Below are 25,298 nucleotides of genomic sequence, written 5' to 3' on the forward strand. Positions count from 1 at the left end.
TGCGTCTGGGACAGCTATTGCGGCACTTTGAACAGGTGGCGGATACGCGTCACCAGCGAACTCACCGAGCGGCCATGCAACGTCGCGCCCTCGGCCGCGAAGGAATGCTGACCGGTCTCGATCCGGTGTGCGAGGGTGGCGGCAAGCTCTTCCGCGATGGCGGGTCGGTCGTGCAGCAGCGGCGTCAGGCTTGCCTGGGCAATCTCGTAGACAACGACGAAGGTCAGCGCCCGCAGGCTGGCGGCCTCGCCGACGCCGATAAGCAGTCCGCTTTCGCCGAAATAATCGCCCGGCGCCAGCCGGCCGAGTTCGATTTCCTTGTGGCCTTCCTGCCGTGTCGCGATGAGCGCACCGCTGCGCACGATCATCAGCGATGCAACCGTATCGCCCTGTTCGATGAGGATGGCATCCTTCTTGAAGGTCCGCCGCGTCATCGAGGCCGCGAGCGTTTCCTTCTCGTCCTCGGTCAGTGAGGAAAACAACGGGATGGCGTCGAGAAGCTTGAGCGGCGTCGGCCGGTGCGGCCTCATCACCTCTTCCGACTGCAACTGGTCGGGCGGAGGGCCTGCGGCGTCGAGCGGTCGTGCCAAGATGAGGCCCGCGGCCTTGATATGGCGGTAAATGAGATCGAATATCTCGTTCTTCGCCGATCCCGTCTGGCCGATATCCCTGACGCGGAAGGAGAGCTCCAGCTCCACTGCATCCGATGTCAGCGATTTGATCTGAACGCCGGGTTTCGGCTCAGTCAGGATCGAGTCGCTGCTCAATAGCACGGCGCGCATGACGTCAATGATCGCCGACGGCCTGATCGTCGGCACGACGCGGACCGTCAGCGTCGCGCCGTGACTTCGGTCGGGACTGCTGAGATTGGTCAGCCCGACCTTGGCCAGAAAACTGTTGGGCAAGATGACGAGGTCGTTGGAGCCGTTCAGCAGATGGGTGGAGCGCCAGTTGGTTTCGACGACACGGCCTTCAATGCCGTCATTCAGGACGATCCAGTCGCCGATCGTATAGGGCCGGCCGAGATTGAGCGCGATGCCGGAAAAGACGTCGCTCAGGGTGCTTTGCATCGCCAGGCCGAGGATGACGGCAAGGACGCCTGATGTGGCGATCAGCGTGCCGACGGGAAAGCTGAAGACATAGGCGACCACCGAGAGGATCGCGCCGAGGTAGATCAGGCCGATGACCAGATCCTGAACGAGGCGTCCTTCGCGTGGTTGACGCTCGAATATCAGGAAGACGCGGACGAAGGCGATCAACGCCCAGGCGGCATTGATCCACCAGACCACCTTGGCAAGGGCGATGAAGACGCGTTCGAAGGTCGAAGCCGGCGCCGGCCCGACTTCGTAGGGTACGATGTCGTGATAGAGCAGCAGGACGGTCAGCGCCGCGAAGAAGAACACCTGGCCGGCGAGCTTCCAGCTTGGGAAGGGCCGAAGGGCTATTCGGGTGATCACCGCGCCGACCACGGCCAGCGTCCCGGCCTGGACGACAGGATCGGCAAGCACTCCGGACCATGTGAGATTATCGAGCATCGTCTACCCACTTGAGCGCTTACAGCGCCGCGCGTCTCTTCAGACGGGCGGCGCTGTAACACTTTCAATCCTCGCATCGGCTTTCCCGAAAATCGAGTCCGATCTTCGCGCCGACGCGTTAGCTGCGCGGCTTCAGATTTTCTGGGTCATAGATCGGCTTGTAGCCGACGCCGACGACCTCCACCGGATAGCTCTCGGCAAAATACTCGACATTCAACTTGCGTCCGACCTGGCAATGCGACCAGGGCAGATAGGCCAAGGCAATGTTCTTGCCGACCGTCGGGCCATAGGCGATCGAGGTCGTGTAGGACCGGCGGCCGAGCTCGTCGACCAGAACCTCTCCCGTGGCGGGATCGACAACCGGCAGGTTTCCGACGGGATAACGCTTCACGCCCGACTTGTCGGTATTCTCGGTCATCACAAGCGTGCAGAGCATGGCCGGCTGGTGCTCACGCGCCTTGTATTCCAGATGTTTTGCCTTGCCGCGGAAATCGGCTTCCTTGACTTTCGGACGGGCGAGATCGGCTTCGATCAGGTTGTACTGGGTCAGGAGATCGGCGTTCTGCAGGCGCAGGCTCTTTTCCATGCGGCGCGAGTTCGCATAGGTCTCGACGCCGAAAGCCATCACGCCGGTCGCGCGCAGCGCATCCCAGACGGCGAGGCCGTCTTCGTACTTCATGTGCAGTTCCCAACCCTGCTCGCCGACATAAGAGATGCGGAAGGCGGTGACGGGTCTACCTGCGATTTCGATCGGTTTGATCGCCGCAAAGGCGAAGTTTTCCTGATCGAGCCCGGCCGGATCGGCCACAGCCTTCTTCAGCGTGTCGCGCGCGTTCGGACCCCAGATGCCGATCGTCACGAATTTTTCCGAGACGTCGGTGATGATTACGTCAAGGCCGCGGTCTTCGGCGACGCGCTTCATGTAGTGCAAGTCGCGCGGGCCGGCATCGGCACCGTTGACGAGACGGCAGCGGTCGGCCATGCGGAAGACAGTGAAGTCAGCGCGCACCATGCCTTCGTCGTCGAGGAAGTGGGTGTAAACGCCCTTGCCGATGTTTGCGTCGCCGCCGATCTTGGCGGCGCACAGCCATTCCATCAGTTCGACATGGTCAGGTCCCTCGATATCGACCATGTGGAAGTGGCTGAGGTTGACGATGCCGCAGTCCTCGCTCATCGCCAGATGCTCGGCATTCGATACGCGCCAGAAATGGCGGCTGTCCCATTCATTCTCGCGAACCGGGACGCGGTCGGCGTATTTCTCCAGAAGGTGCTCGTTGGCGGCGTAGCCATGCGCACGCTCCCAGCCGCCAAGTTCCATGAAGTAGCCGCCAAGCTCCTTTTCGCGCTCGTAGAAGGGCGAGCGTTTGGCGTTGCGGCCGGATGCATAGGGTTCGCGGGTGTGAACAGCCGGGAAATAGATCTTCTGGGCGGCTTCGAAGCAGCGGCCTTCGATGAACTCTTCCGTCAACTGATGCGGATAGAATCGGGCGTAGTCGATGCTGTTGTGATCGATTTCAGTACGGCCATCGGTCATCCAGTCGGCGATCAGCTTGCCGTAGCCCGGGCCGTCCTTGACCCAGATGGCAACGCAATACCAGAGGCCGCGCACCTTTTGGCTCTCGCCGCAGGAGGCGCCGCCGCCGGCGGAAACTTGCAGCAGGCCGTTGAAGGAGTGACCTTCGTTATAGCCGAGTTCGCCGAGGATCGGCGTCAGTTCCATGGCGCGTTCGAGCGGCTCGATGATCTGTTCCATTTCGAGATCACGCTGCGAGGGCGAAAGGCGCGCTTCGTGTTTTTCGAGAAGATCGCGCGGATGGCACATGCGCGGATTGGTGGCTTCGTAGTAGCCCCACTCGATCTGACCGCCCTCCGTCGTCGCCGGGTCGCCGGTATCGCGCATATAGGCGGAGTTGCCCTGGTCGCGCAGCAGCGGGAAGCCGATTTCCTTGCCGGTGCCTTCAAATTCGTTATACGGACCGAAGAAGGTGAGCGGGTGGTCGACCGGCATGACCGGCAGGTCTTCGCCGACCATCTCCGCGATCAGGCGGCCCCAGAGGCCGGCACAGACGATGACGTGGTCGGCCATGATGGTGCCGCGATGGGTGACGACGCCCTTGATGCGGCCGCCTTCGACGATCAGCGACTTCGCCGGCGTGTTGCCGAATACCTTGAGCTTGCCGGCCTTTTCGGCAGCATCGACCAGCTTGCCGGCAACGGTCTGCGAGCGCGGAATGACGAGGCCGGCATCCGGATCGAAAAGGCCGCCCATCACCTGATCTTCCTCGATCAGCGGGAACTTCTCCTTGATCTCGGAAGGGCTGACATAATGAGCGCGTGTGCCGAAAGCGCGTGCCGAGGATAGCTTGCGCTTGATTTCCTCCATCCAGGCATCGTCGCCGGTGCGCGCCACTTCGAGGCCGCCGATGCGGGCGTAATGGCCCATCTTCTCGTAGAAATCGATCGAATATTGCGTAGTCCAGACCGACAGATAGTCGTGGCTGGTGGTGTAACAGAAGTCCGAGGCATGGGCTGTCGAGCCGATATCTGTCGGTATGCCCGACTTATCGATGCCGACGATATCGTCCCATCCCCGCTCGACGAGATGATGCGCGATGGAGGCGCCGACGATACCGCCGAGCCCGATGATGACGACCTTCGCCTTTTCCGGAAATGCTGCCACGTGCTGTTCCTTCTATTTATCGCACGAATTAAAATACCCTAGCCGCGCTTGACGTACGCTTCGCGCGAGATGCAGCAGCCATGCCAGCCTCGTAAGGAGTGTCACATTTGCCGAAGCTGCGGAACCCCCAGACCGCTCGTATGGCAGCTGCGATGAGGGTATTATGCATAAGGCTCATGATCGTCATTGGTCCTACGCCGCCTAGTACCGGCGTAATTGCGCCAGCCCGTATCGGGGCGGCGAGGCAACCGCCAAACAGCGCCGGCACTGCTGCGATCCATTCCGCATCGAACGGTCTGGCAATGACTGACTAAGATCGGATATGGGCGAGCCTTGCAACCGGCCTTTCCGCCCGCGCGCCCCGGGATCACGGCGCTGAAATCGCCGCAAGCCGGTCGATGTCCACCAACACGATGTCTTCGGAAACAGGCTCGCGATTGTGCAAGCGGAACCATTCCGCCGCTTCGCGTACACGGTCCCCATGGGGCGATGGATAGGCGCCGAGTCCGAGGACCCATTCCCGCACGGTCTCGCGCTCCATCCGCCCGGCCCGGTATCGATCGCAGACGGTTTTCGCTGATGCGACCAGATCATTGATGCTTTTCACGGGATACCCCTCAATGCACGGATGGCTCTTCGTCTTCGAGAAACGATCGAATGCCGTCCCGCGCGATGACGGCCAGGAATTCGTCGAATGCATCCCGGTCAGTCGCAAATGGCTCGTCCCAGCGGATCAGGTCTTCCGCTTGCGTGACCACTTCCATCGTCCAGTCTTCATTGCTGCCCGATGTGCGGAAGATATCGACGAGCACGGTGATCCCGTCATCGGTGAATTCTCCCGCCAGTTCGGAGTGTTCGAGCTTTTCTTTTTTCGCCATCATTCAGCCACCTGCACCGGGCGGTGCGTCGTTTTTGAGATATTCTTCATATTGAACCGTCTCGGTCTCATTCGTGTCGATCGAGGCATCCGCGCGCTTCGCAAGGCGAACGCCCGCACCCCCACCATTTTCAGGGATGAAAACAACGCCTGCGACTTCCAGCGCGTGCTTCACATCCTGAAGGGTCCGATCATAGGGAGAGCGCTTGCCGGCCTCGAAATTAGCAATCGTCGCTTTGGCGACTTTCGAGGCCGATGAGAGATCGTCCTGAGACCATGCCAAAAGGGCCCGAGCCGCGCGGCATTGAGCGGAGGATAGATACAAACCAATAACCTTGCATCAAAAGTGTGATTCTGCCTCGGGCAGATTATATTAAAAATGCAATCTCGATACAAGCGATGACGAGAGCAGGTGCATGACAGCATAGGACGTTGTGAGCCTTTGAATGGACCTGCCCATTCCATCCTTTCGACCTTTAACACTCCACGCACATCTGGCGAACGGGAAGATTGATTGACTGAATATTATTAAAGTCTAATTTAGATTGTCTTTATCACGCACTCGGGAGGTTATAATGCGTGAGCCAGATATGCAAAAACTCGATGCACTTGTCGGTCGTCTTGTTGGCGACGTCGGCGCCGCCGTTTCCGGTGTATTGGTCGTGCTTGGCGATAAGGTCGGAATCTTCAAGGCGATGGCCGACGGAACGCCGATGAGCGTCCAGGATCTTGCCAAGAAGACAGGGATAAGGGAGCGTTATCTCAGGGAGTGGCTGAGCGCCCAGGCGGCCGCGGACTATGTCGCTTACGATGAAAAGACGGATCGTTTCAGCCTGACGCCGGAACAGGCGATGGTATTTGCCGAGGAAAACAGCCCCGCCTTTTTCGTCGGCGCCTTCGAGGTCGTCCAATCCATGTGGATGGACGAGCCGAAGGTCGCCGATGCCTTCCGCACCGGCAAGGGTCTCGGCTGGCATGAGCACAGCACCTGCCTTTTCCGGGGTACCGAGCGGTTCTTTCGCCCTGGCTACAACAGCCATCTCGTCAACGAATGGATACCGGCTCTTGCCGGGGTCGAAGAAAAGCTCAAGGCCGGCGCCAGTGTCGCCGACGTCGGCTGCGGTCATGGTGCTTCGACCATCCTGATGGCGCAGGCCTATCCTGCTTCCCGCTTTACCGGCTTCGACTATCACGGCCCGTCGATCGAAAGAGCAAAGGCGGCCGCCGAAGATGCGGGTGTTTCTGACCGTGTGACCTTCGAGAAGGGCTCGGCGGCGGAATTTCCGGGGCGCGGCTATGACATGGTCGCCATGTTCGACTGCCTTCACGACATGGGCGATCCGGTCGGCGCCGGCCGGCATGTCAAGGAAACGCTTGGGCCGAACGGGACATGGCTGATCGTCGAGCCCTTTGCCCATGACCATCTCAAGGACAATCTCAATCCTGTGGGACGCGTCTATTACGGGGCATCAACGATGATCTGCACGCCGGCGTCACTCTCCCAGGAGGTGGGGCTTGGGCTTGGCGCGCAGGCGGGAGAAATGAAACTCCGAAAGGTCGCGCTCGACGCCGGGTTCACCCATTTCCGTCGCGCAACGGAAACGCCGTTCAACATGGTGTTCGAGGTGCGGGCCTGACGCAACTGGTTTAGCAGGTGGCCGGCTATCTCAGTTTTCCGATGCTGGCATACATGCCGGTCGTGCGGAATTCGGTGGGGTTGGTGCCGTAGACGCGGCGGAAGACCTTGGAGAAATAGTTGGGGTCTTCGAAGCCGCACATGATGGCGACTTCCTTGACCGGCAGGAAGTCTGCCTTGGTTAAAAGCTTGACGGCACGCTGCAGGCGCTGCTGCAGCACGAATTCGGCTGGCGGCATGCCCTCGCTCTCGGCAAAGCTGCGCGAGAAATGCGCGCGGCTGAGGCCGACGATGCCGGCAAGCTCGCTGACCGGCAGCGGCTTTTCGAGATTGGCGTTGATATGGTCGATCACCGGCTGCATGAGGCTGAGCTCGGCGGCAAAGGCCGGCGAGCCGAAGACGTCGTCGTAGAGCGCCATCGCCGCTTCATAGGCGATCGCCGAGGCGGCACCCGGCGATGTCGCGCCCTTGACCAGGCGCAGGCTGCAATCGGCAAGATGATCGATGGTCGAGGGCTGCAGCTTCAGCACCGGGCCGGCGGTCGACAGCACCATCTGGTGGATGCGCAGCGTTTCCTCGCCGTTCATCGAGATCCAGAAATATTCCCAGCGGTCGCCCTTCTCCAGCCAGTAGCGATGATTGTGCGGCACCAGAACGAGCAGCGTGTCGCCGCCCTGAAGGCGATAGTTGCGGTTCTGGTAGCGCAGCTGGCCGCTGCCGCTGATCGTGTGTTGCAGCACGGTGAAGGGGGTCTGGCCGCGCCGGCGGCCGTCCCAGTCATAGCTCTCGTTCTCGCGCACTTCATAACCGGCGCTGGTCGGCATGGCATGCAATCGCTGGCGGCCTCGAGGCAGCGAAACCGTCCTCATCGACTGTCCGTTGGCGATCAAATCCTGCAGCACAAAATTACCCCCGAAAGCATAATCCTTCTCTGGTCGCCCTGTCGATTTCGGGCATAATCCCGCTCGACAAGAGGAAGAGACCACGGCCGACAGAGCGGCCGGGAGGAAAAAGACAGATTTTGCGGCGTTTTCAGCCACATGCGTCAGCATGCGGCCTGATCCTCCATGGCCTTCTTTTCCTTAGCATTCGATTGGGTCGAGGTGAAGATCATGAGTTTCAAAATCGCTATCATCGGTGCGGGCAGCGTCGGGTTCACCAAGAAGCTGTTCACCGACATATTGTGCGTTCCGGAGTTTCGCGACGTCGAATTCGCGCTGACCGATCTGAGTGAACACAATCTCGAGATGATCAAGGCGATCCTCGATCGCGTTGTCGAGGCGAACGGACTGCCGACGAAAGTGACGGCGACGACCAACCGGCGCCAGGCGTTGGAAGGCGCACGCTACATCATCAGCTGCGTTCGGGTCGGCGGGCTTGAGGCCTATGCGGATGATATCAGAATCCCGCTGAAATACGGCATCGACCAGTGCGTCGGCGATACGATCTGCGCCGGCGGCATCCTCTATGGCCAGCGCAACATCCCCGTCATCCTCGACTTCTGCAAGGATATCCGCGAAGTGGCGGAGCCCGGCGCGAAATTCCTGAACTATGCCAACCCGATGGCGATGAACACCTGGGCGGCGATCGAATACGGCAAGGTCGATACCGTCGGTCTCTGCCACGGCGTCCAGCACGGCGCCGAACAGATCGCCGAGGTGCTTGGCGCGAAGTCGGTGAGCGAGCTCGACTATATCTGCTCCGGCATCAACCACCAGACCTGGTTCATCGACCTTCGCCTCTCCGGCCGCAAGATCGGCAAGGACGAGCTGATCGCCGCCTTCGAGGCGCATCCGGTCTATTCGCAGCAGGAGAAACTGCGCATTGACGTGCTGAAGCGTTTCGGCGTCTATTCCACAGAAAGCAACGGCCATCTCTCGGAATACCTGCCGTGGTATCGCAAGCGGCCGGACGAGATCACCCGCTGGATCGACATGTCCGACTGGATCCACGGCGAGACCGGCGGCTATCTCCGCCATTCCACGGAAACGCGCAACTGGTTCGAGACGGAATATCCGCAATTCCTGGAGTCCGCCGCAAAGCCGATCGATCCCGCCAAGCGCTCGAACGAACATGCGAGCCATATCCTCGAGGCGCTGGAGACGAACCGGGTCTATCGCGGCCATTTCAACGTCAAGAACAATGGCGTCATCACCAACCTGCCGTCCGATGCGATCATCGAATCGCCGGGTTTCGTCGATCGCTTCGGCATCAACATGGTCTCCGGCGTCACCCTGCCGGAAGCCTGCGCCGCCACCTGCATTTCCTCGATCAACGTCCAGCGCATGTCGGTGCATGCCGCCATATCGGGCGATATCGATCTTCTGAAGCTTGCCGTGCTGCACGATCCTCTGGTCGGCGCCGTCTCGACGCCTGAAGAGGTCTGGCAGATGGTCGACGAGATGGTCGTTGCCCAGGCCCCCTGGCTGCCGCAATATGCCCATGCCGTGCCGGCCGCCAAGGAGCGGCTGTCGAAATCGAAGGTGCAGACCCGCGACTGGGCGGGGGCCGCACGCCGCAACGTTCGCTCGATCGAGGAGCTGCGCGCGGAAAAGGCGGCGCTGAAACAGGCCGTCTGATTTTCGTGAAGCATGGGTTGCCGGGGGTTTCCGGGAGGGAAATCCGCGGCGTCCGGCCCGGTTTCATGTGTTCGAGGAGAAAGGAGCCGCGTGATCGCGCTCCGGAACAAGAGGGAGAAACGATGATGAATTTTCGTAACGCAGGCATTCTGGCCGGACTGGCGCTCAGCGTCTCAGCCGCGGCGCTGAATGCATATGCCTCCGAGCCAACCGTTCCACCGAAACCGGCGGACTTTCCGGCCGGAGGCAAGATCAATTATGTCGCGCGCGACTCCATCCTGGAGTTCAAGGCGCTGCCCGAATATCACGAGCCCGACTGGGTCACGAAGAATTTCGTCGCCACCGGCAAGCTGCCGCCGGTCAAGGACCGTCTGCCGAAGGAGCCGCTGGTCTTCAAGACCGGCAATATGCCGGATGGCATCGGAGTCTACGGCGATACCATGCGCCACGTCATCGGCGGCCGGCCGGAAGGCTGGAACTACGGCGCCGGCCAGACGCAGGGTTGGGGCGGCATCGATATCGGCCTTTCCGAATGCCTGACGCGCACCGCGCCGCTGTTCCAGGTGCAGGCCTCCGACACCGAGCCGCTGCCGAACCTTGCCAAGAGCTGGGATTGGTCGCAAGACGGCCACAAGCTGACCATGCACCTGATCGAAGGCGCCAAATGGTCCGACGGCGCGCCGTTCAACGCCGACGACATCATGTTCTACTGGGACGATGAAGTCATCGACCCGAACGTCTCGCCGCTCGGCGGCGGCGCCTCGCCGGAAGCCTTCGGCGCCGGAACGACGCTGAAGAAGGTCGACGATTACACCGTCGAATGGACCTTCAAGGAGGCCTTCCCGAAGCAGTATCTCTACACCATGTCCTACCCGAATTTCTGCCCGGGTCCGTCGCATATCCTGAAGGCGCAGCATCCGAAATATTCGAAGAACACCTACGACCAGTTCAAGAACGCCTTCCCGCCAGAGTTCATGAACATGCCGGTCATGGGCGCCTGGGTACCGGTGGAATATCGCCCGGACGACATCATCGTCATGCGCCGCAACCCCTATTATTGGAAGGTCGACGAGAAGGGCGATCAGCTGCCTTATCTGAACGAGCTGCACTACAAGCTCTCGACCTGGGCCGACCGTGACGTTCAGGCCGTGGCCGGCTCCGCCGATTTCTCCAACCTCGAGCAGCCGGAAAACTTCGTCGCGTCGCTGAAGCGCGCCGCCGAAAAAACGGCGCCCGCCCGGCTTGCCTTCGGCCCACGCCTGATCGGCTATAACTTGCGCATGAATTTCTCCGCCAACGGCTGGGGCAACCCGGACGAGCGCGGTGAGGCGATCCGCGAATTGAACCGCAACGAAGACTTCCGCAAGGCGGTCACCATGGCGCTCGACCGCAAGGCCATCGGCGACTCGCTGGTCAAGGGACCGTTCACCGCGATCTATCCGGGCGGGCTCTCCTCCGGCACCAGCTTCTACGACCGCAACTCGACCGTCTACTATCCCTTTGATCTTAAGGGCGCCAAGGCGGAACTCGCCAAAGCCGGCCTCAAGGATACGGATGGCAATGGCATCGTGAACTTCCCGGCCGGCACGGCGGGCGGCAAGGATGTCGAAATCGTCATGCTGATCAACAATCAGTACACGACCGACAAGAGCCTTGCCGAAGGTGTCGTCGGCCAGATGGAGAAGCTCGGGCTGAAGATCGTCATCAATGCGCTCGACGGTGCCAAGCGTGACGACGCCCATTATGCCGGCCGCTTCGACTGGCTGATCCAGCGCAACACGACGGAACTGTCGTCGGTGGTGCAGAATACCGAACAGCTTGCCCCTGTCGGTCCGCGCACCAGTTGGCACCATCGCGCCGGCAAGGACGACCAGCTCGATCTGATGCCCTTCGAAAAGGAGCTTGTCGATGTCGTCAACAAGTTCAGGACGAGCCAGAACAACGACGAGCGCGTCGATCTGATGAAGCAGTATCAGAAGATCTCGACGGAGCACGTCAACACCGTCGGCCTGACGGAATATCCGGGCGCCCTGATCGTCAACAAGCGGTTCTCCAACGTGCCCCAGGGTACGCCGATCATGATGTTCAACTGGGCTGAAGATTCGGTGATCCGCGAACGCCTGTGGGTGGCTGCGGACAAGCAGGGCAAATACGAGCTGTTCCCCGAACAACTGCCCGGCAAGCCCGGCGAAAAGGGCCCGATAAACTAAGCTCCCTCCCAGCTGAAGTGAGCTCCAGGCCGCGCGCGCCGCGCGCGGCCTGACATGACCAACAAGCCGGCCGCGCTGACAAGGAGCGACTGGCGGCAAGGAGAAGCGAACCGTTCGATGTTACGATTCCTGCTCGTGCGCATAGCCTCTGCGATTCCCATTCTCTTCATCCTGAGCGTGGTGACCTTCGCGATCATCCAGGCACCACCCGGCGACTACGCCGATTATATAAGATCCCAGCTGATCAACCAGGGCGGCGCGTCCTATGCCCAGGCCGAAGCGCAGGCGCAGCTCTACCGGGTCGAACACGGCCTCGACAAGCCGATGGTCGTCCAATACGTCAACTGGATCGGCGGGATAGTGACCCGCGGTGATTTCGGCTACAGCATGTTTTACAACAAGCCGGTCGCCGATGTCGTCGGCGAACGCCTGCCGCGGACATTGCTTCTGGCGCTCGTCTGCCATCTCCTTGCCTCGGTGCTCGGCATCAGCTTCGGCATCTGGGCGGCGACGCGACAATATAGCTGGATCGACAGCCTGCTTTCGGGAATTTCCTTCCTCGGCATGACGGTGCCGCGCTTCCTGATGGCGCTGATCATCGTCTATCTCCTGGTTTTCCAGCTTAACGTCTCCGAAATCGGCAGCTTCTTCTCGCCGCAATATGGCGGCGCGCCCTGGTCCTGGGCGAAGTTCGCCGATCTGGTTCACCATGTCTGGCCGGTCGTGGCGATCGCCACCTTCGGCGGGCTCGCCTACAATATGCGCGTCATGCGCGGCAATCTGCTCGACACGCTGAATGCCCAATATGTCGAGACGGCCAAGGCCAAGGGGCTTTCCGGCGCAGCCGTGGTGATGCGCCATGCGGTGCCGAACGCGCTGCACCCGCTGGTGATGTACCAGGGCGTCGTGCTGCCCTACATGCTGACCGGCGAGATCGAAACCGCGATCATTTTCGCCTTGCCGACGGTCGGCCCGGCGATCGTCGGCTCGATGGCGGTCGGTGACGTCTATGTCACCGCCACCTTCATGATGGTGCTGTCGGCGACGCTGATCGTCGGCAACATCATTGCCGACATGCTGCTCGCCCTGCTCGATCCCCGTGTCCGCCAATATGGAGGAGCCTGAGATGCTGGCTTTCGACTCCGCGCCACCTCCGCCGACGACAGAACTTTCCATCAACAAGCCATCGCGTGGGCATGAAAGCTATATCGCCCTTGTCTGGCGCCGGCTGAGGCGCTCCTGGACCGGCATGGCAGGGCTGGTGCTCGTCGTGCTGTTGATCGTCATGGCGATCTTTGCCGATTTCTTTGCGCCGATGGATCCGAAGGCGACCGATGTCGGCTTCGCGCCGCCGCAGGTGATGAGCTTCCACGACAAGGACGGCAATTTCGTCTTCCAGCCGCGCGTCTATGCGCTCTCCGATTCCGAAGAGCTCGACCCCGTCACCTTCCAGCCGATCGTCGGCATCGACTACGATAACCCGCGGCTGCTCGGCTTCTTCGTCAAGGGCGCTGAATACCAACTCTTCGGCCTGATCCCCGCCAGCCGGCACTTCTTCGGCTCGACCGACGGGCAGCCGGTGCATTTCCTCGGCACCGACAAGTTCGGCCGCGACGTGCTGTCGCGCGCCATCATCGGCTCGCGTATTTCGCTGACCATTGCCCTGACGGTGGTGTTCATCGTCACCATCATCGGCACGACCGTCGGCATGGTATCGGGCTATTTCGGCGGCACCTTCGATATCTGGTTGCAGCGTTTCGTCGAACTGGTACTCGCCTTCCCGCAGCTGCCGCTCTATCTGGCGCTGACCTCGCTGATCCCGGTGACGGCGCCGACCAACGTCTTCCTGGCCTTCGTCATTGCCGTGATGTCGGCGCTTGGCTGGGCGCAGATGTCGCGCGAGGTGCGCGGCAAGACCTTAGCACTTGCCCGCATCGATTATGTCAGGGCGGCCATGGCCGTCGGCGCAACCGACACGCGCATCATCATGCAGCATATCTTCCCGAATGTGATGAGCCACGTCATCGTTGCGGTGACGCTGCATATACCGAGCGTCGTGCTCTTGGAATCCTTCCTCGGTTTCCTCGGCTTTGCGGTCAAGCCGCCGCTGATCTCCTGGGGGCTGATGCTGCAGGATACGGCGACCTATTCTGTCATCGGCTCCTATCCTTGGATTCTCTCCCCCGTCGGCTTCGTGCTCGTCACCGTCTTCGCATTCAATGCGCTCGGCGACGGATTGCGCGACGCGGTCGATCCTTATTGAGGTGATTGATATGGCTCTCGCACTGGTCAATTCCTTCGCCCCGCCCGTTCGCCACGACCATGATGGCCGTTCGGACACACCGATTATCGACGCCCGCAACGTGGCGGTGAATTTCAAGGTCGAAGACGGCATGGTCGAAGCCGTCAAGGACGTCTCCTTTCAGCTCTATCGCGGCGAGACGATCGCGATCGTCGGCGAATCCGGTTCGGGTAAATCGGTGACGGCGCGAACGGTGATGGGACTGTTGTCTAAGCGCGCCGTCGTCTCCGAGAAATCGACGGTTGCCTATGACGGCAGCAACATTTTGAAATTTTCCGAGCGGGCGCGCCGCAAGCTGCGCGGCGACCGCATCTCGATGATCTTCCAGGAGCCGATGAGCTCGCTGAACCCGATCTATACGATCGGCAGCCAGATCGTCGAAGCGATCCGCGTGCATCGCCGGATCAGCAAGAGGGATGCGCAAAAGCGGGCGCTCGAGTTGCTCGAACATGTGCAGATCCCCGATCCTGCCGCGCGGCTGATGCAATATCCGCATCAGCTTTCCGGCGGCCAGCGCCAGCGCGTGATGATTGCCATGGCGCTTGCCAACGATCCCGACGTGCTGATTGCCGACGAGCCGACGACGGCGCTCGACGTCACCGTGCAGGCGCAGATCCTGAATCTCATCCGCAACCTGCAGAAGGAACTGGGGATGGCCGTCATCCTCATCACCCACGACCTGACGGTGGTGCGGCAGTTTTCCGATTATGTCTATGTGATGCAGTACGGCGAAGTGCGCGAGCACAACACCACCGAAGCGCTGTTTGCCAATCCGCAGGACGCCTATACCAAGCATCTGCTTGCCTCCGAGCCGCGCGGCCAGGCCAATCCGCTGCCGGAAGGGTCGGATGTGATCCTCGATGCCAAGGGCGTGCGGGTCTCCTTCATGATGCGTCACGGTACTTTTCTCAAGCCGGCGATGCGTGAGCTTGTCGCCGTCGACAGCCTCGACCTGACGCTGCGCCGCCATGAGACGCTCGGTCTCGTCGGCGAATCCGGCTCCGGCAAGACGACATTCGGCCAGGCGATCCTGCGGCTGAACACACCCGACAGCGGCGAGATCCGTTTCGACAACCAGCCGATCCATGGCCTGTCCAGAGCCGAGATGCGGCCCTTGCGCGCCCGTATGCAGGTGGTGTTCCAGGATCCGTTCTCATCGCTCAACCCGCGCATGACGATCGGCCAGATCATCGAGGAGGGGCTCGTCGTCAACAGGCTGGGCGCGACCAAGGGCGAACGCCAGGACCGGGTGCGCGAGGCGCTGATTGCCGCCGGCATGCCGGGCAATATCCTGTCGCGTTTCCCGCATGAATTTTCCGGCGGCCAGCGCCAGCGCATCGCAATCGCCCGCGCCATCGCGCTCGAGCCGGAATTCATCCTGCTCGACGAGCCGACATCGGCGCTCGACCTTTCCGTCCAGGCGCAGATCATCGAACTCCTGCGCAAGCTGCAGGACGAACGTGGCCTGAGCTACCTCTTCATCTCCCACGATCTCAAGGTCGTCAGGGCGCTCTGCCATCGCGTCATCGTCATGCAGCATGGCAAGATCGTCGAAGAGGGTCCTGTCAACGAGGTTCTATCCCATCCCAAGACCGCCTACACCGAACGGCTCGTCAAGGCCGCTTTCGAGGTAGCATGATTACCGAATGCCGGAGGCTATAATGGCAAGAAATCCCAAAATCACCTTTATCGGAGCAGGCTCCACCGTCTTCATGAAGAACATTGTCGGCGACGTGCTGCAGCGCCCTGCATTGTCGGGCGCGACGATCGCCTTGATGGATCTCAACCCGCAGCGGCTGGAAGAAAGCGCCGTCGTCGTCAACAAGCTGATCTCGACGCTCGGCGTGAAGGCGAAGGCGGAAACCTATTCCGACCAGCGCAAGGCGCTTTCGGGCGCCGATTTCGTCGTCGTCGCCTTCCAGATCGGCGGCTATGAGCCCTGCACGGTCACCGATTTCGAAGTGCCGAAGAAATACGGGCTGCGCCAGACGATCGCCGATACGCTTGGCGTCGGCGGCATCATGCGAGGGCTGCGCACCGTGCCGCATCTCTGGAAGGTCTGCGAGGACATGCTCGCCGTCTGCCCCGAGGCGATCATGCTGCAATATGTCAACCCGATGGCGATCAACACCTGGGCGATATCAGAGAAGTATCCGACCATTCGCCAGGTCGGCCTCTGCCATTCGGTGCAGGGCACGGCGATGGAACTGGCCCATGATCTCGACATTCCCTACGAAGAAATCCGCTACCGCGCGGCCGGCATCAACCACATGGCGTTCTATCTCAAATTCGAGCATCGCCAGCCGGACGGCTCCTACCGCAACCTCTATCCCGACTTGCTGCGCGCCTATCGCGAGGGCAGGGCGCCGAAACCCGGCTGGAACCCGCGCTGCCCGAACAAGGTGCGTTACGAGATGCTGACACGGCTCGGCTATTTCGTCACTGAAAGCTCGGAGCATTTCGCCGAATATACGCCCTATTTCATCAAGGAGGGCCGCGAGGACCTGATCGAGAAATTCGGTATTCCGCTCGATGAATATCCGAAGCGTTGCATCGAGCAGATCGAGCGCTGGAAAGGCCAGGCGGAGGCCTATCGTTCGGCCGACAAGATCGAGGTTCAGCCGTCGAAGGAATATGCCTCCTCGATCATCAACTCGGTATGGACCGGCGAACCCTCGGTAATCTACGGCAATGTCCGCAACAATGGCTGCATCACCTCGCTGCCCACGAATTGCGCCGCCGAAGTGGCCTGCCTCGTCGATGCCTCCGGCATCCAGCCAACCTTCATCGGCGACCTGCCGCCGCAGCTGACCGCGCTGATCCGCACCAACATCAACGTGCAGGAGCTGACGGTGCAGGCGCTGATGACGGAAAATCGTGAGCACATCTACCACGCTGCGATGATGGACCCGCATACGGCAGCCGAACTCGACCTCGACCAGATCTGGTCGCTGGTCGACGATCTGCTCGCCACCCACGGCGACTGGCTGCCCGAATGGGCCCGCAGGACCCGCAAAGTACAGGCCGCCTGACCCCTCTCCCGGGTAAGGCGTCAAGGAGCCCCGCGGTCGCAACAACCGCGGGGCTCTTTGCGTGAGGATGGGCCGATCTACTCAATCAACAAATGGTCCTTGAAAGCGATACCCTTCGATCTCACTTGATATGCTGACTTCAATTTTGAACTGACAGCTCCTTGCCAAAGAAGCTGCCGCCGGTGCTCAGCAAAGACGCCTAGTGATGTCCAGGGAAACCAGCTCTGATTCCGTCTGCGCGTGCTTTTGACGCGACCCGCATCTCCAATCGAATGAGGTGATTTTTGACGCAATTCTTCGAAACTACTCAAGGAATAATGGTAATGGGAGCGCTGATTGCTGCCGGTGGCATAACAGCTGGCGCTTGCATCCCCACAGTAATTCAGCTCGCAAGAAAGCAGATCAATCGACGCCCAAGAAGCGAGGCGAGAAATCTGGCAATGATGACGGTGTTGGCGCTCGACGACTTCGCCGGAGCGAGCTATGCGGCAGTCCGGGACATCCCAGAATTCAATCCGATGGATGAAGGCGAATTCGTGTTTCACGTTCCGGATCCCGTCCTTTCGCTTCCGAAGGACGCCGATTGGAAGCTTTTCACTACTGAGTTGTCAGACGAAATCTTGTGGCTGTCGAACCGGGTCAAGAACCTCAACTATGCGTTGGATAGCCTCGATCTCTCTAGGCCCGGCTACGATGGCTTCTTTGAAAAGCGCCAGGAAGGTTATGCGGGTCTTGCAGCCGAGGCCATGGACCTGATTGAGCGCATGCTCGAAGAGTTCGGTCTGACGCTGCCTGCCAAGCCGGACTACTATCGCCAGCGTGAGGGGCTCGTATCGGCGATCCAGAGTGTGGGAGAACGAAGCTCCGGCCGTCGAACGACCGGGACTGTCACGCGATCGAACGGATCGAATGTCCTGTACCTATTTCCAAAGACAGGCGATGAAGCCGAGTGATTTAAAGGAACCGCGCTGCTGAACAAATTGAGCTAACAATGACGTGCTAAGAAGGTCGGCAGTGCAAGATCGGAGTTGGTCCCGCACGTGGTTGGCTTTGTCGATCAGATCTACTCGAATGGCCGTCTCCCGAAGATCAGTTTAGTTCGGAGGCGGTCGCTCAGCGTTCAGGAAATTGACGCGAAGTTGCTTTCGTACTGGCAGTCTGACCTCACGATCAATCAGTTGCCCCAGCCAATTTGGAATCGATCAAATCGAACCTCGCTCAACGGCTGGTTGGAGGGGCCCAGCCTTACCGAACGAAGAACGAGACGAAGCTCGGGGGAATAGTATTGTTCAAAAATAATCGGAGGCAATCCCGTCAGTTGGAGGCGGCTGTTGATGGCCCAAACTTTGTAGGAACAAGACGCGATCGTTTCTTCTCCCCAGCCGTCGAACCTAATCATAGTGGCGCCTGAAACGGATTTTTTGCCATTGATGAAAAGCGTAGTCTCGGATTGCCAGTTCTTCTTCTGCGGTAGATCGTCTAACGCAATCGCATTGGCGTATTTCAGCTCATGCGTCCCGCTGGCACTAACTCTCTTTTCGACGAGCAAGGGGTGCAAATATACAGCCGACACCGGCTGCAGTGAACGGTTACGCTCCATCAGCCGTTGTTCTGTGAGACCCGGACCGTCCGGCTTGTAGAACGCGGAAAAGAAAGGCACTTCTCTGGTAAGCAGCACGCCCTGTTTGGTTTCTTTAGCGCTCAAGCAAGTGCCAGAAACGGGCGCCGCCAATGTTAGTCCGACCAATAGGGACAAACCTCTGAGCAAGATCGACATTCCAGATATCCCTCATCGAGACTGTGACGCTTTTGGACTGACCCGATGTCACAACGACAGCATGAACTCCCGATCTGCCAAAGCGATGCAGCACCTGTGATCCGTGGGTGGTAAACGCGGTGAGGTCTCGTCGGAGCCGTGACCGAGTCACGTAACGGGCGGAATTCGTGGCGCGGGATCTTGCCGCCGGCATCCATGAACACCACGCGTTGTGCGAGCTTGCGGGCAAAGCCCATTCGTGGGTTCACCATCATCATCGTCATGCCTTCCTGCGCGACAGCGACCATGACATCGGATCGAGCGCCGAGGTCGGTTCGTCGTAAACAGCCAGGCCGTGTTTCCAAAGCGGTCGAAACACTCTCGATGGGCTAGTAACCGCCTATCTCACCGCGAACTGGGCCTATCCCCTGCGGCTGTGCATAGGTTGTGTTGTCCGATCCGCTAGTTGCGCATCCTGAGAGGGTCATGAAGACGATTGCTGCTGCGGCCAAAATGTTTTTCAGAGGCACGGCGTTCTCCGATCATGGCAGACTGCCCGGGCCTCAAGGGCCACGCCGAGGATTTTCCGTTAAATCACCTAGAATGGCAAGCGCGTGGTTGGCTGGCGGCAAGTAGCGATACGGCCTGTTCAAGCGTCTCCCTGACTGGATAGTCGCTCGGCGAGGCATCTTTCCCCAGCACGCTGACATAGGTGTGGGTGCTGCTGGTGAACGCCCTGACCCAAGTCCCTTGGGGGGCGTGGTCGGCCAGCGCAGAAAACCTGGACCCGCCAGTTGACCAGCAGGAACCAACTGCTCCAGAAATCTGCCCCTCAAAATGGTCAGCCATAGTCGTTGCCGCAGGAGCAGCGACCCGACGGTCCGGCTTGGGCGTCGCGCGTGCCATCCGCGACGGGGATCGATGCATCCCCGGCCAGCATGTCAGATGGTGGCTTTTCGCTTCAATCAGCCAAAGAACGCACGAAGCTGAGCGAAAAACCCGCTTGGTTTGCAACCTGCCATTTTTCGCAAACGGCGAGCGACGACTGCCGCGCTGACGCGTTCACCGAAATGGCAGAAGCACACAAGATCATGCAATTGCTCGTCGCCGAGTTCGAAGAATCGTTTGGCTTCGCCATAGCTATCATTTTCCATCCCTGCCGCCCGCAGCATGGGATCAGCGAATGCAACGGAGATCGGGGTGCCGTCAGCCCTGAGAGCAAGCCGATCGGCCATCGGCTGATACTCGGTTTCGTGAAGTGTCTTGAGAAACGGTCTGGGGCTGCCTTCGAGACTTTCGGCCCAGCGTTCAAGCCGTTCGCGCCAAGTCATTTCAAGGCGCTTGCAGGTCGGGCTGACAGTTGCGATGCTTTTCAACTGGTCTAATGCGTACTGTTCCATTTCGGCCTCCTATCTCCGGAAAAATAGATGGTCCGCCTCCCGAAAACAGCGTCGCTCAGGTCGCAGCCGATGTCCAATCACGATTGAAAACGGCACCTGCGTTGAAGTGGAACGGAAGCCGGAATCGACGACACGCCGTTCGCGCGGCTGCCTTTAAGGCGTCGCTGAGTCGGCGGTCTCGGGTCATTTTCAACTGGATTTTCCACCCGCAGCGTACCGCAACATCGCAATATCGCGCGCGATCTCTTAAATCCCCGACCCGTAGAGCTCTTGGTCATCGTCGCCTTCCCAGGGAGAGGGCATCGAGGTACGATTGGCCGAAGGCATCGGCATCCAACACTTCAATTCCGGCTCGGCATATTCGATGATATGCCCGGGCGAGGAATCAGAGGCGCGCCAGCCTTCTGCACCGAACTGATCGCCATTCGACCAATAGGCGAGGTCAACTTCCGCCGGCCCCTGTTCGGACGGGCGAATCGTGACGAGGATCCGGCTACCGTCTCTCGGTGCGCTTGCCATGTCGCGCCAGCGGTCTATGTCGTCCATCGTTTTCCTCCTGCCTCGCTACAGGTTGCGAGTGTCGCCTCGCCATCGGAAACGGTCAATTGAAACTTTGCAGAACCATCCTCGTTGACGCTTCCGGCATCCAGCGCCGGCTGGCTCCGACCGGGCAAATATTTCCGTTCTTTCTGAGGAGCGTCAGGATCATGTGTTTCATCCTGCGCTCCCGATGCTCATATTTCCGGCCATGCCCGCCCAGACGCGATGTTAGGATGTCGTGGGCCAGCATCGATGCCGCCTTCTTTGTCGCGCTCTTCATCAATGCTGTTCAAATACTCAGACGCGAATACACCGGTCTCGGCATCATCAGACTTTATAAGGTCGAACAGTCCCTTGCGCAGCAACCGTAAGTCCCGAGGGATGAGCTCGAATTGATTGCTATTTCCACCAATGGGCTGGTGATGATACAGTAAGTTCTGCCGAGTGCTCCAATCATTGCGAGCAATCGCGCGGCGGCCAACGACATCACAAACTAGCTTCAGAAATGCCTCATGGTCACTCCCGGCCACTAGGACAGCCGCGATAAATTCCCTAGCCGATTGATCGCGGGCGCCAGTGAATCGATCGAGAAGTCCATCCCTCTCCTCGGCCGGTAGCGCTGCATAGATGGTTTGCGGATAATCATAAGGTGTACCGCGATCCATCGCGCCCTCTCCGTATCGTCCCGATGCTAACTCTTGAAGAAAATCGAGCGTAAGTCCCCCCGGATTTTGCATTGCCATGTAAAGCTCATACTGTGCAGCGAGTTCAGGAAATCGTTGAACGAATCCTCTTAGCAGTCCGATCCGTTGGCTCTCCGATGTGTACCGAACCATCGAAAGGATATCCCTGATCCGTAGCCATGAAAGCTTGATGTTGGGGGCTATAGAGTCGAGGACGTCCAGCGTATCATCCGGTCTATCGGAGAAAGGTAAGAGTTTGATCCAGCCGATGACGTCCTCGAATTGGTCATCCGAAACCCATTTGCGTTCACCGAGCGCATCGACAGTCTGTTTCAATGCGTCCTTGATGATTGCTGTCGGGACTCTCAATCCCCCGACCAACATTCCGGTAGCAAGGTCGAGTTTGGCGCGGGGGTCGACATCAGCGGAAATCAGTTCGTTGTAGAAGTCCGCCCTTTGTCCATGTGGAAGGAGGGCGGCGCAGCCTGCAAATTTCATTGCGCGGCGGTGCCCTGCCTGCGTGCCGTCCGTCTTGGCCAACTCGGCGGCCTGGAGGATAGCTTCGGCCGATTCGGTCGTCGTGCCCCGGTCCCGGGATCGATTTATCATCGCCCGCTCGAAGTCCGGCCGGGGCTGGAACGCTTTCTTTATTCGAGGTTCGTTCCGCTCCAGCCAGATCACCTGAAGGCCTACTGCAGCCTCGATGCCGAATTCAGGGTCGTGTAGGTGGCCGGCGAGAACAGCCTCGGCCTCCGGCGTGCCGACGGCCGTCAGCGATAGTCTGTAGCCATGCGAGTGCGAGGACCGAATTTCATCAAGAGCCGCCTCATTTCGGCGGTTCTTCTGAAAAGCAGCCTTTGCGGTGCTCAACCCCGCTAGATCGGCATTCAGCATATCCGCAAGAATGCTAACTTGGTTTGGATGGGCCAGCCGTCGCATCGCCCGGGCTAGTGCTCCCAGCTCTCTGCGATTGGCTCCTTGGCTAAGTAACTGCCGTCCCCATCCGTTCAGGAGTGCGACGGCGCTCTCTAGTTGCTCGATTGTTAGGGGAATGTCTCCCCGATCATGATGCCGGCCATGAGAGGTAATGACTTCGCAAAGATCTTCAATTTCTACCGGCGAGCAGCCCGTCGAACAAGACCGTAATGCCTCAAAAAGAACCGACGCTCGCGTGCTCTCAAGTATATCGTATAGCTTTCTTACCGGCGCATAGGCGGCTTGCGTGCGCAGCTCGGCAACACGAAACTCACGTCGAGCAGCGAGTAGACTCTCAAGAAGCCGCTTGACGGTTTGAGGGCCGACTAGGAAGGATGCATGTTCAGCTACGTCGTGAGCCACCTCCTCGTTAAGCAACATCCCGGGGAGGGGACCAGTATCGGCCGGCGCTTCTGCTTCAAGATAGCCGAATGGGCGAAATGGCAAATTTAGACCGTTCTCCAAGCGCCACCGAAGTGTCGCTGCGACAGTCTCCGGCAACCTCCTGGCTGCTTCGGCCAAAGCATAAGCGCCTTGATCGCGAAAGGAAAATTCGCGGCTCTTGAGAGTGGAAACAATAGTTTCTCGCAGCACAACGTCCGGAGTTGAACTACTAGCCTTTGCAAGCCGGTCTTCGGGGCTGTTGGCGGCGGTAAGTTTTTCTTTTCGTGTCTCTAAGTCGGCGAGCAGCGAATTGTCGTGGACCGCGTCTAGATATCCGCGTGCCGCGATCATTTCAGCGAGTTCATCCCCCGACTTTCTTAGCAGCTCCTCAATCCTCGTGGTCGCGCCGCGGAAGGAAAGTCCATCGAAAGCTTGGAAGCGTATCGCAGCGCTTCGCTCCGACAGAGCCAACTCAAGGGCGGCGTCCATACCGGCGCTGTCGCCATGATAGGCGAGTTCTCCCACGATCGAATCTCGAGTTCGATCCGGAAGCGAGCTATATTCCCGTTTCAAGACATCGCCGAGCACAGATGGATTGAATCTCAGAACAAGCTGAATCGTATGCGATTGCACTTGATGGTCTTGGCTTGCTACCAGCGGCCACAGGATGTTAGCAAACTCGGCCTGACCCGTCTCAATCATAAACGCTACGGCGCGATCGACTCGACCAGAGGCGTGCCAAGCCCGTGCGAACGACGAGACCGTCTTGCCGACGATCTCCCATAAGGCTGGACCTGACCTCTTTACCACCGCCGCAGCAAACAAAGGATCAATCTTTAGCAGGATTTCAACTACGGCTGCAATCGCACCAATCCCGACGGCGTCTGAGCGCGACATGCGCTCGCTCGCGAACAGTATTGGCTCGCTCCACGCGGCCTCGTTCAGGCATTCGGTGACAACGGGGTGGTCAAGTGCTAGGCCATCCTTACTCGCCCGAAGGACAATTTCCAGATCAAGCGAGGCAAACCATTCAAGGATTTGCTGATGTTGGAAACCAAACAATTCCTCATTCTGAACAAGGGAATGAGCGTCGACCAGTTTGCTTAGGACATCCTGCGCACTTGGCGAAGCCGATGTCTCTCCCTCCTCGATGAGAGATCTGTTGACCGCCGCGATAAGGGACCGTGCATTTTTCGTAGGCAGCGTCGCCCTTTCCGCCCTCTGTGCGGATGTCGCAAGAGCGGACAGGTAGCGTCTTTGAAATCCAAGAAGTTCTCGGTTGAACAAATCCGCATTCGCGGGCTCAGCTTCATGCGCGTCAACCATTCGACGTAGCACTTCCTCCTTGGTCTCGGGGAGCTTACCTGCGTCGGAGATCGCCAAAAGAGAACGCAGGTAGAGTGGGATGGAGACGAGTTCGCGCAGACCTTCCGTTCTCCAGGCGGCATCCAGGACGCGAATGCCTGCGTCGCCCTTCAGGCCTCGAGCAATGTCCATCTGTTGGGTCTGGGAGAGCGACAATACGTCAACGCGTCGTCCTTTTAGGGGCATCTCGAGCGCTTCGCGTCTGCTGCTCATCACCATGTTCAGCAAAGGAAAGTCCCGTTGTAAGCCGTCCAGCTCCTTGATGAGCCGTCGCCGAGAACTCGCGGGAACCTCATTCCAGCCATCCAGAAACAGTACCAACTCGCCGTGGTGCGCAAGAATTTTCAGATGATTGACGTTCAGCCCTTCATAACCGTGGCGCCCAATCAACCAACCCAGCAGTTCGAAGCGGCCCTCGGCCCATTCGCCCAGCGGCACAAAGAGTGGAATAAGGTTTTCCATCATCACGAAGCGGGCGGCCTGCAGGAGCGTGGTGGTCTTGCCTGTCCCCGGCCCGGAAATGAGAACGACTTTTTGGACTGCCAGAACGACCTTCGGCAAGCGCGAAATATCCATTGCCTCCAGACGCTCCGCGGTTTTGGACGCGAGCTCTAGATTTACTGGATGCCGGGGCCAGGTCGGCGCTGCCTCAAAGGCCTCAATCTGAGCTAAAGCTCCGGCTGTTACTCGCGCTCTAATCCATTCCAGGTCCTGCTCGTCTGGCAGCCCTAGTTGCAATCGAAGGTTATGCAATTCCGCAGCTAAATCGTCTCTTGTGCTCGGAGTTGCCGCGTGTCCTTGACCACTGATAAGCTGGCGGAAAGCTCGCTCCTCGGCCCCACGCTTCCACTCCAATAAAAGCTCAGTCGTGAAATGTTTTTCGTCGTGGTCAATGATGTGTGCGTGATCGGCGCAAAGCCACACACCGTTGTCGAAAGCGCTTCGTTCCACAACGGTCTGATTTTGGTCATAGCGCGGACCTTCAGGTGCAGCCGCTTTGATATGAGCTGCGACACCGGTGTTGACGAAGCCAGTCCCTCCTTTCTTTGGCCCGATCGTTGGTTTTTGGCAATCGGGGTTAGAACAAAGATAACCTACGCGCAGTGCTAACAGCCGTTTTGTGGCTGCCTTGAAATCGTCCCGCCGTCTTTTTTGTTCGTTCGTGGTCGCAGTCGCCAGTACAGCCCGGTTTATAGGCGTCACAATGGCGGGCACATCATCTTTGTCCATGGCGCACTTTTACGCGAGCCATGCAATTTTTGCCAGCATCTGGTTAGATAGTCGTGCGGGACGCTTAATTCGGCCTCGAAAAAGGCCACCACAAATCAATTGGGAACACGCACG

18 protein-coding genes and 2 pseudogenes are annotated in these 25,298 nt (G+C 59.4%); 8 read left to right on the forward strand and 12 right to left on the reverse strand.

What is annotated here, in order from left to right:
* Nucleotides 1-14: 14 nt before the first annotated feature.
* The 6 genes and pseudogenes from N1937_RS30115 to N1937_RS30140 all read right to left on the reverse strand — a co-directional run bounded on the left by N1937_RS30115 (nucleotide 15) and on the right by N1937_RS30140 (nucleotide 5,417).
* The gene (locus N1937_RS30115; protein ID WP_260060390.1) at nucleotides 15-1,535 is read right to left on the reverse strand and encodes a mechanosensitive ion channel family protein; all 1,521 of its coding nucleotides are present in this window, start codon (nucleotides 1,533-1,535) and stop codon (nucleotides 15-17) included.
* A gap of 118 nt (nucleotides 1,536-1,653) precedes the next feature.
* A complete protein-coding gene (locus N1937_RS30120; protein WP_260060391.1) occupies nucleotides 1,654-4,215 on the reverse strand; it encodes a GcvT family protein in 2,562 nt (853 codons plus the stop codon).
* A gap of 28 nt (nucleotides 4,216-4,243) precedes the next feature.
* A pseudogene (locus N1937_RS30125) lies at nucleotides 4,244-4,441 on the reverse strand (hypothetical protein); the annotation flags it as partial.
* 141 nt (nucleotides 4,442-4,582) lie between these two features.
* A complete protein-coding gene (locus N1937_RS30130) occupies nucleotides 4,583-4,822 on the reverse strand; it encodes a hypothetical protein (RefSeq protein ID WP_003554151.1) in 240 nt (79 codons plus the stop codon).
* 10 nt (nucleotides 4,823-4,832) lie between these two features.
* Complete coding sequence (locus tag N1937_RS30135) at nucleotides 4,833-5,093, reverse strand: hypothetical protein (protein WP_032985829.1); 261 nt, start codon at nucleotides 5,091-5,093, stop codon at nucleotides 4,833-4,835.
* Nucleotides 5,094-5,096: 3 nt separating this feature from the next.
* Nucleotides 5,097-5,417 (reverse strand): helix-turn-helix domain-containing protein, encoded by a 321-nt coding sequence (locus N1937_RS30140; protein WP_017968287.1) that lies wholly within the window; start codon nucleotides 5,415-5,417, stop codon nucleotides 5,097-5,099.
* 250 nt (nucleotides 5,418-5,667) lie between these two features.
* Between N1937_RS30140 and N1937_RS30145 the strand changes: the two genes are divergently transcribed.
* Entirely contained in the window at nucleotides 5,668-6,729 is a 1,062-nt protein-coding gene (locus N1937_RS30145) for a class I SAM-dependent methyltransferase (protein ID WP_017968288.1), read from the forward strand.
* 25 nt (nucleotides 6,730-6,754) lie between these two features.
* On the opposite strand, the gene N1937_RS30150 is transcribed toward N1937_RS30145, so the two are convergent.
* The gene (locus tag N1937_RS30150; RefSeq protein WP_260060392.1) at nucleotides 6,755-7,780 is read right to left on the reverse strand and encodes an AraC family transcriptional regulator; all 1,026 of its coding nucleotides are present in this window, start codon (nucleotides 7,778-7,780) and stop codon (nucleotides 6,755-6,757) included.
* Nucleotides 7,781-7,840: 60 nt separating this feature from the next.
* Here N1937_RS30150 and N1937_RS30155 point away from each other — a divergent pair, with 60 nt between their 5' ends.
* The 7 genes from N1937_RS30155 (at nucleotide 7,841) to N1937_RS30185 (ending at nucleotide 17,804) form a co-directional block, all read left to right on the forward strand.
* A complete protein-coding gene (locus tag N1937_RS30155; protein ID WP_260060393.1) occupies nucleotides 7,841-9,307 on the forward strand; it encodes an alpha-glucosidase/alpha-galactosidase in 1,467 nt (488 codons plus the stop codon).
* A gap of 122 nt (nucleotides 9,308-9,429) precedes the next feature.
* Nucleotides 9,430-11,517, forward strand: coding sequence for an ABC transporter substrate-binding protein (locus tag N1937_RS30160; RefSeq protein ID WP_260060394.1), 2,088 nt, complete (start codon nucleotides 9,430-9,432; stop codon nucleotides 11,515-11,517).
* 117 nt (nucleotides 11,518-11,634) lie between these two features.
* On the forward strand, nucleotides 11,635-12,642 hold the full coding sequence (locus tag N1937_RS30165; RefSeq protein ID WP_020486265.1) for an ABC transporter permease: 1,008 nt from the start codon (nucleotides 11,635-11,637) through the stop codon (nucleotides 12,640-12,642).
* A 1-nt stretch (nucleotide 12,643) separates the two neighbouring features.
* Nucleotides 12,644-13,780: an ABC transporter permease gene (locus N1937_RS30170; RefSeq protein ID WP_017968293.1), complete on the forward strand. Its 1,137-nt coding sequence runs from the start codon at nucleotides 12,644-12,646 to the stop codon at nucleotides 13,778-13,780.
* A gap of 10 nt (nucleotides 13,781-13,790) precedes the next feature.
* Nucleotides 13,791-15,458, forward strand: coding sequence for an ABC transporter ATP-binding protein (locus tag N1937_RS30175; protein WP_222391313.1), 1,668 nt, complete (start codon nucleotides 13,791-13,793; stop codon nucleotides 15,456-15,458).
* A 22-nt stretch (nucleotides 15,459-15,480) separates the two neighbouring features.
* A complete protein-coding gene (locus N1937_RS30180) occupies nucleotides 15,481-16,851 on the forward strand; it encodes an alpha-glucosidase/alpha-galactosidase (RefSeq protein ID WP_260060395.1) in 1,371 nt (456 codons plus the stop codon).
* A 284-nt stretch (nucleotides 16,852-17,135) separates the two neighbouring features.
* Nucleotides 17,136-17,804 (forward strand): hypothetical protein, encoded by a 669-nt coding sequence (locus N1937_RS30185; RefSeq protein ID WP_311202863.1) that lies wholly within the window; start codon nucleotides 17,136-17,138, stop codon nucleotides 17,802-17,804.
* Between the two features lie 221 nt (nucleotides 17,805-18,025).
* Here N1937_RS30185 and N1937_RS30190 read toward each other — a convergent pair whose 3' ends face one another.
* The 5 genes and pseudogenes from N1937_RS30190 to N1937_RS30210 form a co-directional block, all read right to left on the reverse strand.
* Nucleotides 18,026-18,628 carry a hypothetical protein gene (locus tag N1937_RS30190; RefSeq protein ID WP_260060397.1) on the reverse strand — a complete coding sequence of 201 codons (603 nt, stop codon included), beginning with the start codon at nucleotides 18,626-18,628 and terminating at the stop codon, nucleotides 18,026-18,028.
* A gap of 176 nt (nucleotides 18,629-18,804) precedes the next feature.
* Nucleotides 18,805-18,953 (reverse strand): annotated as a pseudogene (locus N1937_RS30195) (polar amino acid ABC transporter ATP-binding protein); the annotation flags it as partial.
* 619 nt (nucleotides 18,954-19,572) lie between these two features.
* Nucleotides 19,573-20,007, reverse strand: coding sequence for a hypothetical protein (locus N1937_RS30200; protein WP_017968299.1), 435 nt, complete (start codon nucleotides 20,005-20,007; stop codon nucleotides 19,573-19,575).
* Nucleotides 20,008-20,253: 246 nt separating this feature from the next.
* Nucleotides 20,254-20,553 carry a hypothetical protein gene (locus N1937_RS30205; protein ID WP_260060398.1) on the reverse strand — a complete coding sequence of 100 codons (300 nt, stop codon included), beginning with the start codon at nucleotides 20,551-20,553 and terminating at the stop codon, nucleotides 20,254-20,256.
* 188 nt (nucleotides 20,554-20,741) lie between these two features.
* A complete protein-coding gene (locus tag N1937_RS30210; RefSeq protein ID WP_260060399.1) occupies nucleotides 20,742-25,184 on the reverse strand; it encodes an NACHT domain-containing protein in 4,443 nt (1,480 codons plus the stop codon).
* Nucleotides 25,185-25,298 lie beyond the last annotated feature (114 nt).

The sequence above is a fragment of the Rhizobium sp. WSM4643 genome (assembly GCF_025152745.1).
Classification (GTDB): Bacteria; Pseudomonadota; Alphaproteobacteria; order Rhizobiales; family Rhizobiaceae; genus Rhizobium; species Rhizobium leguminosarum_I.

Excerpts from the sequence above, each read along its gene's own strand:
- N1937_RS30115 (WP_260060390.1), bottom strand. The coding sequence starts at position 1,535 with ATGCTCGATAATCTCACATGGTCCGGAGTGCTTGCCGATCCTGTCGTC.
- N1937_RS30135 (WP_032985829.1), bottom strand. The coding sequence starts at position 5,093 with ATGGCGAAAAAAGAAAAGCTCGAACACTCCGAACTGGCGGGAGAATTC.
- N1937_RS30145 (WP_017968288.1), top strand. The coding sequence starts at position 5,668 with ATGCGTGAGCCAGATATGCAAAAACTCGATGCACTTGTCGGTCGTCTT.
- N1937_RS30150 (WP_260060392.1), bottom strand. The coding sequence starts at position 7,780 with ATGCTGACGCATGTGGCTGAAAACGCCGCAAAATCTGTCTTTTTCCTC.
- N1937_RS30155 (WP_260060393.1), top strand. The coding sequence starts at position 7,841 with ATGAGTTTCAAAATCGCTATCATCGGTGCGGGCAGCGTCGGGTTCACC.
- N1937_RS30160 (WP_260060394.1), top strand. The coding sequence starts at position 9,430 with ATGATGAATTTTCGTAACGCAGGCATTCTGGCCGGACTGGCGCTCAGC.
- N1937_RS30165 (WP_020486265.1), top strand. The coding sequence starts at position 11,635 with ATGTTACGATTCCTGCTCGTGCGCATAGCCTCTGCGATTCCCATTCTC.
- N1937_RS30170 (WP_017968293.1), top strand. The coding sequence starts at position 12,644 with ATGCTGGCTTTCGACTCCGCGCCACCTCCGCCGACGACAGAACTTTCC.
- N1937_RS30175 (WP_222391313.1), top strand. The coding sequence starts at position 13,791 with ATGGCTCTCGCACTGGTCAATTCCTTCGCCCCGCCCGTTCGCCACGAC.
- N1937_RS30180 (WP_260060395.1), top strand. The coding sequence starts at position 15,481 with ATGGCAAGAAATCCCAAAATCACCTTTATCGGAGCAGGCTCCACCGTC.
- N1937_RS30190 (WP_260060397.1), bottom strand. The coding sequence starts at position 18,628 with ATGTCGATCTTGCTCAGAGGTTTGTCCCTATTGGTCGGACTAACATTG.
- N1937_RS30200 (WP_017968299.1), bottom strand. The coding sequence starts at position 20,007 with ATGGAACAGTACGCATTAGACCAGTTGAAAAGCATCGCAACTGTCAGC.
- N1937_RS30205 (WP_260060398.1), bottom strand. The coding sequence starts at position 20,553 with ATGGACGACATAGACCGCTGGCGCGACATGGCAAGCGCACCGAGAGAC.
- N1937_RS30210 (WP_260060399.1), bottom strand. The coding sequence starts at position 25,184 with ATGGACAAAGATGATGTGCCCGCCATTGTGACGCCTATAAACCGGGCT.